Origin of the sequence: Ferrovibrio sp., assembly GCF_046297595.1 — a bacterium.
Classification (GTDB): Bacteria; Pseudomonadota; Alphaproteobacteria; order Ferrovibrionales; family Ferrovibrionaceae; genus Ferrovibrio.
In genome coordinates, this window is the sequence record NZ_JBKBHT010000005.1 from 73,373 (window position 1) to 86,121 (window position 12,749).

10 protein-coding genes are annotated in these 12,749 nt (G+C 64.5%); 4 read left to right on the plus strand and 6 right to left on the minus strand.

The window, feature by feature from the left end:
- Nucleotides 1-134: 134 nt before the first annotated feature.
- The 3 genes from glnA to ACK4FJ_RS14235 all read right to left on the minus strand — a co-directional run bounded on the left by glnA (nucleotide 135) and on the right by ACK4FJ_RS14235 (nucleotide 3,369).
- Nucleotides 135-1,544 (minus strand): type I glutamate--ammonia ligase, encoded by a 1,410-nt coding sequence (gene glnA / locus ACK4FJ_RS14225; RefSeq protein WP_409767376.1) that lies wholly within the window; start codon nucleotides 1,542-1,544, stop codon nucleotides 135-137.
- A gap of 117 nt (nucleotides 1,545-1,661) precedes the next feature.
- Nucleotides 1,662-2,000, minus strand: a complete 339-nt coding sequence (locus ACK4FJ_RS14230) for a P-II family nitrogen regulator (RefSeq protein ID WP_409767377.1) — start codon at nucleotides 1,998-2,000, stop codon at nucleotides 1,662-1,664.
- 181 nt (nucleotides 2,001-2,181) lie between these two features.
- On the minus strand, nucleotides 2,182-3,369 hold the full coding sequence (locus ACK4FJ_RS14235) for a pyridoxal phosphate-dependent aminotransferase (RefSeq protein WP_409767378.1): 1,188 nt from the start codon (nucleotides 3,367-3,369) through the stop codon (nucleotides 2,182-2,184).
- Between the two features lie 249 nt (nucleotides 3,370-3,618).
- On the opposite strand from ACK4FJ_RS14235, the gene ACK4FJ_RS14240 reads away from it, so the two are divergent.
- Entirely contained in the window at nucleotides 3,619-3,942 is a 324-nt protein-coding gene (locus ACK4FJ_RS14240; RefSeq protein WP_409767379.1) for an NIPSNAP family protein, read from the plus strand.
- 42 nt (nucleotides 3,943-3,984) lie between these two features.
- Entirely contained in the window at nucleotides 3,985-5,670 is a 1,686-nt protein-coding gene (locus tag ACK4FJ_RS14245) for a thiamine pyrophosphate-binding protein (RefSeq protein ID WP_409767381.1), read from the plus strand.
- A gap of 6 nt (nucleotides 5,671-5,676) precedes the next feature.
- On the opposite strand, the gene ACK4FJ_RS14250 is transcribed toward ACK4FJ_RS14245, so the two are convergent.
- The 3 genes from ACK4FJ_RS14250 to ACK4FJ_RS14260 form a co-directional block, all read right to left on the minus strand.
- Complete coding sequence (locus tag ACK4FJ_RS14250; RefSeq protein ID WP_409767382.1) at nucleotides 5,677-6,900, minus strand: hypothetical protein; 1,224 nt, start codon at nucleotides 6,898-6,900, stop codon at nucleotides 5,677-5,679.
- Between the two features lie 98 nt (nucleotides 6,901-6,998).
- Nucleotides 6,999-8,969: a glycosyltransferase gene (locus tag ACK4FJ_RS14255; protein ID WP_409767383.1), complete on the minus strand. Its 1,971-nt coding sequence runs from the start codon at nucleotides 8,967-8,969 to the stop codon at nucleotides 6,999-7,001.
- 5 nt (nucleotides 8,970-8,974) lie between these two features.
- Nucleotides 8,975-10,198, minus strand: coding sequence for an HlyD family secretion protein (locus ACK4FJ_RS14260; protein WP_409767384.1), 1,224 nt, complete (start codon nucleotides 10,196-10,198; stop codon nucleotides 8,975-8,977).
- Nucleotides 10,199-10,534: 336 nt separating this feature from the next.
- On the opposite strand from ACK4FJ_RS14260, the gene ACK4FJ_RS14265 reads away from it, so the two are divergent.
- Both ACK4FJ_RS14265 and ACK4FJ_RS14270 read left to right on the plus strand, forming a co-directional pair.
- Complete coding sequence (locus ACK4FJ_RS14265) at nucleotides 10,535-11,851, plus strand: MFS transporter (RefSeq protein WP_409767386.1); 1,317 nt, start codon at nucleotides 10,535-10,537, stop codon at nucleotides 11,849-11,851.
- A gap of 49 nt (nucleotides 11,852-11,900) precedes the next feature.
- On the plus strand, nucleotides 11,901-12,743 hold the full coding sequence (locus ACK4FJ_RS14270) for a sterol desaturase family protein (RefSeq protein ID WP_409767387.1): 843 nt from the start codon (nucleotides 11,901-11,903) through the stop codon (nucleotides 12,741-12,743).
- Nucleotides 12,744-12,749 lie beyond the last annotated feature (6 nt).

A 12,749-nucleotide genomic window follows, 5' to 3' on the forward strand; every position in this document is an offset into this window, starting at 1 on the left:
AGTGTCGTCGGGCCGTCCCGGCGGGTCAAGGGGGGCGGGGGACAAACCCGGGCAAAAGAAAAGCCCCGCCGGCAGGAACCGGCGGGGCTCATTGGACTCTCGGCGGTTAGGCCGCGGGCCCAGGGAAGAGGGTCTTAGACCGAGTAGTACATGGAGAATTCGATCGGGTGCGGGGTGTGCTCGAAGGCATACACCTCTTCCCACTTCAGCTCCATGTAGGCGTCGATGAAGTCGTCGTTGAACACGCCACCGGCCTTCAGGAAGGCGCGGTCCTTGTCCAGGCTCTCCAGGGCTTCGCGCAGCGAACCGCAAACCTGCGGCACCTTGCTCAGCTCTTCCGGCGGCAGGTCATAGAGGTTCTTGTCCATGGCCGGGCCGGGATGGATCTTGTTCTTGATGCCATCGAGACCGGCCATCAGCATGGCGGCATAGGCCAGGTAGGGGTTCGCGCCCGGATCGGGGAAGCGGACCTCGACGCGCTTGGCCTTCTCGCCGGCGCCGAACGGGATGCGGCAGGAGGCCGAACGGTTGCGCGCCGAATAGGCGAGCAGCACGGGAGCCTCGAAGCCGGGGATCAGGCGCTTGTAGCTGTTGGTCAGCGGGTTGGTGAAAGCGTTCAGCGCCTTGGCATGCTTGATGATGCCGCCGATGTAGTACAGGGCCAGTTCGCTCAGGCCGGCATACTTGTTGCCGGCGAACAGCGGCTTGCCGCCCTTCCACAGCGACTGGTGGACGTGCATGCCCGAACCGTTGTCGCCCTTGACCGGCTTCGGCATGAAGGTCGCGGTCTTGCCCCAGGCATGGGCCACGTTGTGCACGCAGTACTTATAGATCTGCATGTTGTCGGCGCACTTCAGCAGGGTGCCGAACTTGATGCCCAGCTCGTGCTGGCTGTTCGCCACCTCGTGATGATGCTTCTCGACCGTCACGCCCATGGCGGCGATGGTGGAGAGCATCTCCGAACGCAGGTCGCCGCCCTGATCCAGCGGCGCCACCGGGAAGTAGCCGCCCTTGACCGGGGCGCGGTGGCCCATATTGCCGCCTTCGTAGACCTTGCCCGAATTGTAGTCGCCTTCGATGTCGTCCATGTAGACGAAGGTCTCGTTCATCGAGGTCTTGAAGCGCACGTCGTCGAACACGAAGAACTCGGCTTCGGGGCCGAAATAGGCGATGTCGGCGGTCTTGCTCGACTTGATGTAGGCTTCGGCGGCCTTGGCGATCGAACGCGGGCAGCGATTATACGGGGTGCCTTCGCTCGGCTCCAGCACGTCGCAGAACAGGATCGCGGTGGTCTGGGCGGAGAAGGGGTCAAAGGTGAGGCTGTCGAGGTCCGGCTTCAGCAGCATGTCGGACTCGTTGATCGCCTTCCAGCCGGCGATCGAGGAGCCATCGAACATGATGCCTTCCTTCAGCGTCGGCTCGTCGATCATGGTGATGTCGAAAGCGACATGCTGCCACTTGCCGCGCGGGTCGGTGAACCGGAAATCGACGTACTTGGCGTCCTTTTCCTTCAACTGCTTCACAATGGATTTTGCATCAGCCATGGCTGTTTTCCTGCTGCTTCTTCCCTGGGTTGGTAATGCTCACGGAGAGGCCCCGCGCGGGATACTCGATACGGGGTACTCAATGAGATGGAATGACGGGGATGGACTGCCCCGCCGTCAGACTGCTTCCGCGCCCTTTTCGCCGGTGCGGATGCGAATCACGTCTTCGACCGTGGAAATGAAAATCTTGCCGTCGCCGATCCGGCCGGTGCGTGCGGCCTGGGTGATGGCCTCAACGGCCTTCTCGACCATGCTGTCGTCCAGCACCACCTCGATCTTCACCTTGGGCAGGAAGTCGACGACGTATTCGGCGCCGCGATAGAGCTCGGTATGGCCCTTCTGGCGGCCGAAGCCCTTGGCCTCGGTCACGGTCAGGCCCTGTAGGCCGATCTCGTGGAGGGCTTCCTTCACTTCGTCGAGCTTGAAGGGCTTGATGATGGCTTCGATCTTTTTCATGGGTGCGACAACGCTTTTTGGCCAGAATTGAAAGACGGTTGGGAGTATGCACAGGCTGTGCCAGTGTTAACCAGGGTTTAACCCGCTGGATTCCCGCCGTCAGGTGGGGGCTGTGGATAGGTTTTGGGCGGTATATGCATCAAAAACAGCCTCAATGATGAAAAAATAAGCTGAAATCTGCCTATTGTTTCGGCTTGTTCTGCCCCAGGAAGTTGGCCATCCGCTGTAATGCCTCGGAAATCGCCTCATCCGAGGCGGCGAAGGACAGCCGCAGATAGCCCTCGCCATGGCGGCCGAAGCTGGTGCCGGCGATGGTGGCCACCCCGGCCTGTTCCAGCAGGCCGTCCTGCATCTGGCGCGCGGTCAGGCCCGTGCCGGTGATGTTGGGGAAGGCATAGAAGGCGCCTTCCGGCCGGATGCAGGAGAGGCCCGGAATCCTGTTCAGCCCGGCGACGCAGAGGTCGCGCCGGCGGCGGAAGGCCAGCCGCATCTGCTCCACGGCATCCTGCGGCCCCTGCAGGGCGGCGATGCCGGCATATTGCGTGGCAGCGTTGACGCAGGAATGGGTGTTGATCGCCAGCCTGGTCGCGATCTCGGCCAGCTTGGCGGGCCAGAGGCCCCAGCCCAGGCGCCAGCCGGTCATGGCATAGGTCTTCGACCAGCCTTCCAGGATGATCAGGCGGTCCTGCAACTGGTCCAGATACGGGATAAAGCTGGCATAGGTGCCGTCGCCGTCCAGCACCAAGCGGGAATAGATCTCGTCGGCCATGATGGCGACATGGGGGAAGCGCTGCAGCCCCTCGACCAGCTTGCGCACTTCCTCGGCCGGGGCCACGCCGCCGGTGGGATTGGCTGGCGAGTTCACGATCAGCAGCCGGGTATTCGGCGTGATGCGGGCCAGCAGGTCGTCGGCGCGGAAGGCGAAGCCATTCTTTTCCAGCAGCGGATAACCGGCCATCTTCGCGCCGGTGAAATTGACCAGGCTTTCATAGATCGGGAAGCCGGGATCGGGATACATGATCTCGGCGCCGGGTTCGCCGAACATCATGATGACGGTGGCCATGGTCACCTTGCCGCCGGGCACGATCACGATGCGGTCGGGCGACACGGTGGTTTTGTAGCGCTGCGCGATCTCGGCGCAGACCGCCTCGCGCAAAGGCAGGATGCCGTTGGCCGGCGTGTAGCCGTGATGGCCGTCGCGCAGGGCCTTGATCGCGGCCTCCACCACATGGGGCGGGGTGGGGAAATCGGGCTGGCCGATGCCGAGGTTGATGATGCTCTTCCCCTGGGCTTCCATGGCCTTGGCGCGCGCCAGAACCTCGAAGGCGCTTTCCGTGCCCAGTCGCGACATGCACGCGGCAATCTGCATGTACCCCTCCCGTTATATCTCCGGCTGCTTATGACCGGATTCCGGCGGCCGGGCAACCGATGCGGCCGGGCAACCGATGTGGCGGTGCAACATGGCGGCCGGACGCGATGAGCGGCACGCTTTCGGCATGACGTCATGCGCGGCCATCATCAACCCGCGGGCTTATTCGGGGGCGCGCCGCAGTATGCCTTGCGGGGGCCAGAGGGCTTGCCTAGTGTCCTCGTCATTATAAAGAGGAAACCCGCAAAAATGCTGCTCGACGTCCGCACCTATACCTGCCGGCCCAGCACCATCAAGCTGCAGCTTGAAATGTACGAGAAGCTCGGCTTCAAGCCGCAGACGCGCCATCTGGGCCAGCCTGTCGCCTTCCTGGTCACCGAGACCGGCCCGATCAACACCTATATCCATATCTGGGCCTACGAGAGTGCCGGCGACCGCGAAACGAAGCGCGCCGCCATGCAGGCCGATCCCGAGTGGCAGGCCTATCTGAAGGCCAGCGCCGAGGCCGGCTACCTGGTCAACCAGCAGAACCAGCTGATGACCCCAGCGGCCTTCGCGCCGATCAAGCGCTAAGCCATTTCCCTCCGTCAGAGCAAACCAGCAGAGAGTAGAGTCATGAAACGTAGCGGCGGTCATATCCTGGTCGAGCAGCTTCGCATCCAGGGCGTGGACACCATGTTCGGCGTGCCCGGCGAAAGCTTCCTGAATGTGCTCGACGGTCTGCACGATCATGCCAATGCCATGCGTTTCGTGATCTGCCGCCAGGAAGGCGGCGCGGCGATGATGGCCGATGCCTATGGCAAGACCACGGGCAAGCCCGGCATCTGCATGGTGACGCGCGGCCCGGGCGCCACCAATGCCTCGGCCGGCGTGCATGTCGCGTTTCAGGATTCCACGCCGATGATCCTGTTCATCGGCCAGGTCGGCCGCGACATGATGGAGCGCGAGGCCTTCCAGGAGATCGACTACCGCCGCATGTTTGGCCAGATGGCCAAATGGGTGGCCGAGATCGACGATGCCCGCCGCATCCCCGAATTCGTCAGCCGCGCCTTCAGCGTGGCGATGTCGGGCCGGCGCGGCCCCGTTGTGCTGGCCCTGCCGGAAGACATGCTGACCGAAGAGGTCGAATGCGCCGACGGCAAGCCGGTGCAGCATGCCGAGGCGCATCCTTCCGATGAGCAGATGGCGAAACTGAAGTCGATGCTGCAGGCGGCGAAGAACCCGATGATGATCGTCGGCGGTTCGGGCTGGAGCGAGAAAGTGCGTGAGCAGGTGCAGGCCTGGGCCGGTGCCTCGAACCTGCCGGTGGGCGCGGTGTTCCGCCGCCAGGATTACATCGACAACGACTGGCCGAATTACGTGGGCGATGTCGGCATCGGCATCAATCCCAAACTGCAGGCGCGCATCAAGGAGGCCGACCTGCTGCTGGTGATGGGCGCCAAGCTGGGCGAGATGTCCACCGGCGGCTACACCATGATCGACATCCCGGTGCCGAAACAGGCGCTGATCCATGTACATGCCGGCGCCGAGGAACTGAACCGCGTCTATACCGCCGATCTGCCGATCCATGCCTCGGCCGCCGGCTTCGCCGCCGCGCTGCAGAAGATCGGCCCGGTGGATGGCCGCGCCTGGGCGGCGGGAACCAGGCAGGCCCGCGCCGATTACGAGGCCTGGCAGGCGCCGGTGGTCTCGCCCGGCAATATCCAGATGACCAGCATCATGCGCTGGCTGACCGACACGCTGCCGGCCGACGCGGTGTTCTGCAACGGCGCCGGCAACTACGCCACCTGGATCCATCGTTTCCACCGCTACCGCCGCCACACCGCGCAGCTGGCGCCCACCTCTGGCTCGATGGGCTATGGCGTGCCGGCGGCGGTTGCCGCCAAGCTGACCAACCCGGAGCGCACGGTGGTGGCCTTTGCCGGCGACGGCTGCTTCCTGATGACGGGGCAGGAATTCGCCACCGCCATGCAGTATGGCGTGAACATCATCGTGGTGGTGGTGAATAACGGCATGTACGGCACCATCCGCATGCACCAGGAGCGCGACTATCCCGGCCGTGTCAGCGGCACGCAGCTGGTCAATCCGGATTTCGCCGCCTATGCGCGCGCCTTCGGCGGCCATGGCGAGACGGTGGAGCGCACCGAGGATTTCGCTGCCGCCTTCCAGCGCGCCCAGGCCGCCAACAAGCCGGCGATCATCGAGGTGAAGCTGGACCCCGAGGCGCTGACGCCGCGTGCGTCGCTGTCGGACATCCGCGCCGCCGGGCTGAAGGCCAAGGCGCATCACTCGGATCGGTAAGCGGGTCTATTCTTCCGGCAGGTAAGCCGTCTTCACCGCCTGCACGCTGGCTTCGGCGGCGGTTGCTCCGAGCAGGGCCTCGATCTCGGCGGGATTGTCGAGGAAGGTGGCCAGGTGGCTGCCCTGGAACAGCCGGATGCCGTGTTCGATGCCGATGCCGATCTGCGCGGTGGTTTCGCAATGGCAGAGCACCATCTTGGCGGCCGTTTCCGGCGCTAGGCCGGTCAGGGCCTTGTCGAGTTCGGCATCCTCCTGCGCCACTGCATCCAGCTTCAGGTAATCGGCGGCGGCCAGTTCTTCCGGGGTGAGCGTGTCGATGTCCTGGGCGCGGACGCCATCCAGCGCCAGGGCAACGCCCATGCGCTGCAACTGATCGAGGATGCGGCCGGCGACATCGGCCGAGCGGCGCCAGTCGAGCAGGGCGGTTTCGACGGTGAGGCGCCGCAACTGTTCGGCCGGCAGGTTGGCGACCAGCTTGCGGAAACTGCCGCCGACGATGCTGGAGGGGTTGAGGTTGAGGAACAGCCGCAGCGCGGTGACCGGCGGTTCCTTGCTCAGATGGCTCAGCATGCGCTGGTCGAGCAGTTCGGTGCTGCGGCCGAACAGCCAGGCATCGGAGTGGATGAACTGGCCGGTGATCTGTTCGATGGCGGCGATCGAGACCCAGAATTCCTCGGCGAAGGCAGCGGGCGGCTGGTCCTTCTCCAGCTGCCAGATGGTCTGCGAGCGGATCTGCAGCGTCAGGTCGGCCTGGCCGATGCTGCCCTGGATGCCGATCATGCGGTCGAGGCTGGCGATGTCGGGCGGGGCGGGATCGGTGATCGGTACCGAACGGTCGGGGGGCGGGGCCGGGGCCTGTTCCATCAGCCGGGTGCAATAGGCCACGAAACGGTCGGGGCTGTTCTCCAGGTCGTAATGCACGAGCTGGATGCGGCCATGGCGCTGGCTGAGCAGGAAGTCGTTCAGTTCCTCGATCCGGCGGGCGACCTGCGGGCGGTCGTCGCTGGGCACCAGCAGCACCACCACGTTCATCGCCAGCGGATGCACGCGCACGGCCCGCTCCAGCGCATGTTCCTCGAGGTAGCGCGCGAAGGCGCGGAACAGCACGCGGTTGCGGATCGCCGGCACGCCGGACAGATCGACGATCAGGGCGGAATAGCCGGCCTTGTGCTGGCTGATCTCGCGCGCCAGTTTCAGCAGGGCCTTGGCTTTGATGGCTTCGGGCAGCATGACAGCCTCAATTTTCCATCATTCTTGAATAAAGGCGAGGGGCGGGGTTTGAAATGGATCAATTCCGCCGCGGAATTTCGCTATTTTTACGGTAACCCTCAGCGCATGCCGAAAGCTCGCCTGAATACCTCGCCCAGGGCGGCGCCAACCTCGGCCTGGCGGGCGACGCTGTCATAGGGGCCGGTGTAAAGCTTGGTGATGATGGCCGCGCGCGGGGCGCCCGCCCCGAAACGGACATGCACATGCTGCCCGCCGGCGCTAGTGGTATGGGCGGTGGCGGGGCCGATACCGTCAATGTCCAGGATCACGTCGGCATCGCGCAGGGCCGGCGCCAGTTCCGGCGCCACTTCCAGCCGTGCGCCGGATACCGACATGTCGCGCAGGCGCACGGCCTCGCGCCTGCCCTGCCATAGCAGGGCGGCGGGCTCGTTGAGGTCGAAGCGTTCCTCGCGGCGCATGCGCGGACGCTCGACGGCGAGCAGCATAACCAGCGCCAGGATCAGCAGGTTCCAGCAGCTCCAGAAGGTGTAGAGCTTGGGGTCGCCGCCATCGGGCTGCAGGCCGCCGACCAGCGAGGCCCGGTAGGACAGGATGGCGAAGGCGGTCAGCGCGAAGATGGTGCCGGCTTCCAGCATCACCGGCCAGTTTATCTGCACACGGTCGGTCAGCATGCCCTTGGCCGTGACGCGGAAAGGCTGCGATTTGCGGAACAGCAATGCCTGCCACACCGAGGGCGCCACGCGCGAGGCGCAGACGAATTCGGTCAGGTCGGTCAATAGAGGCATGATGCGCCCGCCTGACACCCAGACGAACAGCGCCGTGGACGAAATGAAGGCGGGCAGGAAGTGATAGGCATAGGTGGCGGCTTCGGCGCGCAGGATCGATATGCCGCCATACCAGTAGAGCAGCGGCGCGATCAGGCCGAACAGGCAGAAGGTGGGCAGGCTGAGCCAGTAATTGGCGGTTTCCAGGAACAGCAGCCGTTGCAGGAAATTCAGGTTGTTGCGGCCGAAGGGTCCGCATTGCACGAACAGCGACTGGATGGCGCCGATGCCCCAACGACTGCGCTGCTTGATGTATTCGCCGATGGTTTCCGGCGCCAGGCCATTGGACAGCTTTTCGTTCAGGTAGCGTGTAACATAACCGGCATCGATCAGCTTGAAGCTGAGCAGGATGTCTTCGGTGATGGTCTCGGTGGGATAGCCGCCGATTGCCTCGATGGCGGCCCGGCGTGCCACGAAGGATGTGCCGCAGCAATACGATACGTCCCAGCCATCCTTGGCCGGCTGCAGCGTGTCGAAGAAAAAACGCTGCTCGTCGACCCAGGATTCCGACAGCATGAAATTATGCTGCAGCATGTTGGGGTTGAAGAAGAATTGTGGCGTCTGCACCAGCGCCACCTTCGGATCGTCGAAAAAGCCGGTCACGCGACGCAGGAAATTGCGCTTGGGCACGAAATCGGCATCCAGCACCATGATCAGCGGGGCTGCGGTCTCGGCCTTTGAGATCGCAAGTGCGTTGTTCAGGTTGCCGGCCTTGGCGCCCCTGTTGTCGTCGCGGCGCAGATAGCGCACACCGAATAATTCGCATTTCTCCCGCAGCCAGTCGCGCCGGGTATCGTCCAGCACCCAGACGGTGACGCGCGGGTAATCCAGGGCGCGGGCTCCCAGGATGGTGCGCTCCAGCACCTCCCAGCCTTCGTTATAGGTGGGGATGAACACATCCACCGCCGGCAGGGCGTCGGGATTCCGGCGGCTGGTCTGCTCGAAGGCATCGGCAGCGGGGGAATTGTCGCGATGGCGCCAGAAGGTGAGCAGGCACATATAGGTGCTGAAGGCCAGCATCAGTTCCAGAATCAGGAACAGCAGGCCGAAAACGAAATCCGCGGGCTGGGCAGTCGGCGGCAGCGTTTCGGTAATGCGCCACCAGAAATACCGCAGGCTCAGGGTGAAAACGACAAGGATCAGGCCGCGCCGCACGATCAAGTTGGTCGGCCGCGTCAGCGGCAACAGCAGGATCGCGCCGATCAGCAGCGCAAGGCCGGGCAGCAGGGCAAGGTAGTCGATCACGGAATTCAGCCGGCGATCTGCCGGCCGATCCGGTCGAACAGGGTATCGCTGTGACGCAGGCGACCGGTGCGGCCAATCGGGCAGGCTTCGGTTGTGCCGGCGAAATCGACGGCGAATATCCAGCGGATCTGGTCCGCGCCGGTGCTGCTCGCCAGCGCGAATTCGCGCCGGTCGGCATCCTGGTCGCTGCGCAGGCCGACCAGGCGCGCCGGGTACCGGGTCATCTGGCCGTTCTGCTCGAACTCCACCGTCGCGCTGTCGCCCAGCGAGAGGGACTCGTCGTTCCGGCGATCGCGCGGCACCTCGAAGAAAATCCGCGCGCAATCGGCCACCTGCAACAGAGGCGCACTGATGCCGATGGTGCTTTCGCTGCTTTCCATCTGCCGCCACAGGATGCCATCGACCGGCGCGTGGATGGATGCCTCACCCATCTGTTCGCGGCGGCGGCGCTCGGCCTCGACCTGGCGGCGCACCTGGCTTTCTTCGGCAATCAGTTCGGCAAGGCGTGTCTGCAGCGTCAGGCGCTGCAATTCCACTTCGTCCCGCCGCTGCTGGGAATAGGGGGCGTTGTTGTAGGAGTCGCTGAGATAAACACCCTGTTCGGCGGCGTCGCGTTCCTGGCGCAGGCGCGCCAGGGTCTGGCGCTGGGCCGCCAGTTCGGCATGGGCAACATCGGCCTCGGCGCGGCGGCGATCTAGTTCGGCGCCGCTGGCGTAATTCTTCGCCGCCAGCGGTGCAACCCGCTTGAACTGGGCATCGAGCAGGCGGACATTGGCTTCGGCCTGGCGAATGCGCGCCTCGGCTTCGCCGATCTGCGCCGACAGGTTGTTGATCACGGCCATGCGGAAAGTCTGGCTGTCGCGGCCGAGCCGCTGCACGAAGGGCTCCAGTTCGGCAATCTGCTGTCGCAGGCCGGCTATACGTTCGTTCAGGCTGCCAAGCTGTGCTTCCAGATTGGCGAGCCGCACATCGCGTCCGGGTGGATCGCGCAGGATGGCAAGCACCTGACCACGCTGGATACGATCGCCGACGCGGGCATCGCCGAAAGTGATCTGTCCCTCGATCGGCGCGCGCAGCGTCACCAGTTCGGCATTGACGCGGCCCTGCGGATACTGACTGAACACCACACCCGGCAGCAGCGCATAACCGAACAGGCCCAACAGGAAGATGCCGAGGGCGACGCGAAGCAGGCGGCCGAAACTGCGTTGCTGTGGTTTTAGCGGAAGCATGTACATTGCGTGCTAGTAATCCGGAGGGGTTCTGAGTCTGTTTATCCGGATACTTGCAAATCAGCGCATTAAAATACCGTAAGTAGTCCGAGGGGTCGCTGGCTGTAATGGTTATTATTTGATTTATTTCTTCAACTTAGGCCTCTACACTTCCTCAATCGGAAGAGGCGAACCGCAGGCCTGTAGCTGCAAATAACCACTTTCTGGTGTGTTCGGCCGGCCTTGCCTCAGCCTCGCCGCATTCCTGTGACGAAGTACGGCCTGCGAAAAAAATTGTGTAACTGTTTGTGTCGGCAGCCTGCAGGGCACCGGCCGACGGATCGAAGTGGATAAACCATGGTTGCATCGCTGGCGCCGGTGGGGGCGCTGCTGCTCAGTGTCGCCCTGCTGCTGACCGGCAATGGCCTGCAGGGCACCCTGCTGCCGGTGCGCGCCAACCTGGAAAGCTTCGGCGCGCTGTCCATCGGCGTGCTGGGATCGGCCTATTACATCGGTTTCGTCGGCGGCTGCCTGCTGACGCCGCATTTCATCCGGCGTGTCGGCCATATCCGCCTGTTCGCCGCGATGGTCTCGGCCGCCTCGGTGGTGCCGCTGGTGCATGCCATCCTGGTGCAGCCGGCGCCCTGGTGGCTGTTGCGCGGCCTGACCGGCTTCTGCATGGCGGGTTTGTACCTGATTATCGAAAGCTGGCTGAACGAGCGGGCGACGCGGGAAAATCGCGGCCTGATCTTCACCACCTACACCACCGTGAACTTCACCGTGATCACGCTGGGCCAGATGCTGATGCTGGCCGACGATCCGCTGCGTTTTCACCTGTTCAGCCTGGCCTCGATCCTGGTCTCGCTGGCCGCCGTGCCGGTGGCGATGACGCGCGCGCCGGCACCGGCGCCGATTTCCTCAACGCGGCTGTCGCTGCGCAGCCTGTATGCCGTTTCGCCGGTGGGCGTGGCGGGCGTGCTGGCCGTCGGACTGGCGAATGGCGCCTTCTGGGCCATGGGGCCGGCCTTCGCGGCGCAGACCGGCCTGGGCGTGTCGCAGGTCGCCTGGTTCATGAGCGCCACCGTGATTGGCGGAGCATTGTCGCAATGGCCGTTCGGTCGCCTGTCGGATCGCATGGATCGCCGGCATACCATCCTGATCGCCTGCGCCTGCGCCGCCGGTGCCGGCATGCTGATCGTGTTCGGTTATGCCGTATGGCCGAAGATGCTGCCGGTCGCGGCCTTCCTGTTCGGCGTCTTTTCCTTTCCGCTGTATGCGCTGAGTGCTGCCCATACCAACGACATGGCCAAGGATGTCGATTTCGTCGCCATCGCCGGCGGCCTGCTGCTGATCAATGGTGCCGGCTCGGTGATCGGGCCACTGATCGCAGGTCTGACCATGGAGTGGATGGGGCCGCTTGGCCTGTTCGCGTTCACGGCCGCCATCCATGTCGCCATGGCGCTGTTCGCGCTGCATCGCATGCGCCAGCGCGCGGCGCCGGCCCAGGAGGACAAGACGGAATTCGTGACGATGCCAAGCTCCGCGCCGGTGCGGGCCGACCTGGACCCGCGCGCCGAAGAGGCGGGCGAGGCCGCTGCCGGGCAGCCGGATAACGGCGCCCCTGAGAACGACCAGCCGGATAATGGGCGGCCGGATAGTGACCGGGCAGGATAATGGAGCGACAGGCATTCGCCGTGCCGTCCATCCGGTCTAGATTGCGCCCATGGGCGAATTGATTCTTTCCCACGAGCCGGCCATCAGGCTGGCCGCCTATCTCGGCATTCTCGGCCTGCTGGTCGCGGCCGAACTGCTCGCGCCGCGCCGACGGCTGGGGCAGGGCCGGCTGCGGCGCTGGCCGGCCAATCTGGGCATTGCCGCCCTGAACACGGTGATGCTGCGGCTGGTGGCGCCCGGCGCGGCCGTCGGGGTCGCCCTGTGGGCCGCCGAAGCAGGGATCGGCCTGTTCAACCTGGTCGCCGCGCCGCATTGGCTGGCCGTGGCGGCCTGCGTGCTGGCGCTCGACCTGCTGATCTATGGCCAGCATGTGGCCTTCCACAAGGTCGCGCCGCTATGGCGGCTGCATCGTATGCACCATGCCGATCTGGATATCGACGTTACCACCGGGGCGCGGTTCCATCCGGTTGAAATCCTGCTCTCCCTCGGCATCAAGCTGGCTGCCGTGCTGGCGCTGGGCGCGCCGCCGCTGAGCGTGCTGCTGTTCGAGGTGCTGCTGAATGCCACCTCGATGTTCAACCATGCCAACCTGGCCCTGCCGGGCTGGCTGGACCGCGGGTTGCGGCTGGTGCTGGTAACGCCGGACATGCATCGGGTGCATCATTCCTGGCATCGCGACGAGACCGACAGCAATTTCGGCTTCAGCCTGCCGTGGTGGGACCGCCTGTTCGGCACCTATCGCAACCAGCCTCGCGACGGCCATGAGGCAATGACGATCGGCCTGGCAGATTTCCGCGATCCCGCCGAGTTGCGGCTGGACCGCATGCTGTTGCAGCCGCTGCGCATGGAAAATGTGCCGCCGTCACAGGAAACCGCCGGCAAGGCCGTGTAAGGTGAA

Coding starts and splice junctions, on each gene's coding strand:
- ACK4FJ_RS14235 (WP_409767378.1), bottom strand. CDS start 3,369: ATGCAGATTGCCGCGTGCATGTCGCGACTGGGCACGGAAAGCGCCTTC.
- ACK4FJ_RS14250 (WP_409767382.1), bottom strand. CDS start 6,900: ATGCTGCCCGAAGCCATCAAAGCCAAGGCCCTGCTGAAACTGGCGCGC.
- ACK4FJ_RS14230 (WP_409767377.1), bottom strand. CDS start 2,000: ATGAAAAAGATCGAAGCCATCATCAAGCCCTTCAAGCTCGACGAAGTG.
- ACK4FJ_RS14270 (WP_409767387.1), top strand. CDS start 11,901: ATGGGCGAATTGATTCTTTCCCACGAGCCGGCCATCAGGCTGGCCGCC.
- ACK4FJ_RS14265 (WP_409767386.1), top strand. CDS start 10,535: ATGGTTGCATCGCTGGCGCCGGTGGGGGCGCTGCTGCTCAGTGTCGCC.
- ACK4FJ_RS14240 (WP_409767379.1), top strand. CDS start 3,619: ATGCTGCTCGACGTCCGCACCTATACCTGCCGGCCCAGCACCATCAAG.
- ACK4FJ_RS14245 (WP_409767381.1), top strand. CDS start 3,985: ATGAAACGTAGCGGCGGTCATATCCTGGTCGAGCAGCTTCGCATCCAG.
- glnA (WP_409767376.1), bottom strand. CDS start 1,544: ATGGCTGATGCAAAATCCATTGTGAAGCAGTTGAAGGAAAAGGACGCC.
- ACK4FJ_RS14260 (WP_409767384.1), bottom strand. CDS start 10,198: ATGCTTCCGCTAAAACCACAGCAACGCAGTTTCGGCCGCCTGCTTCGC.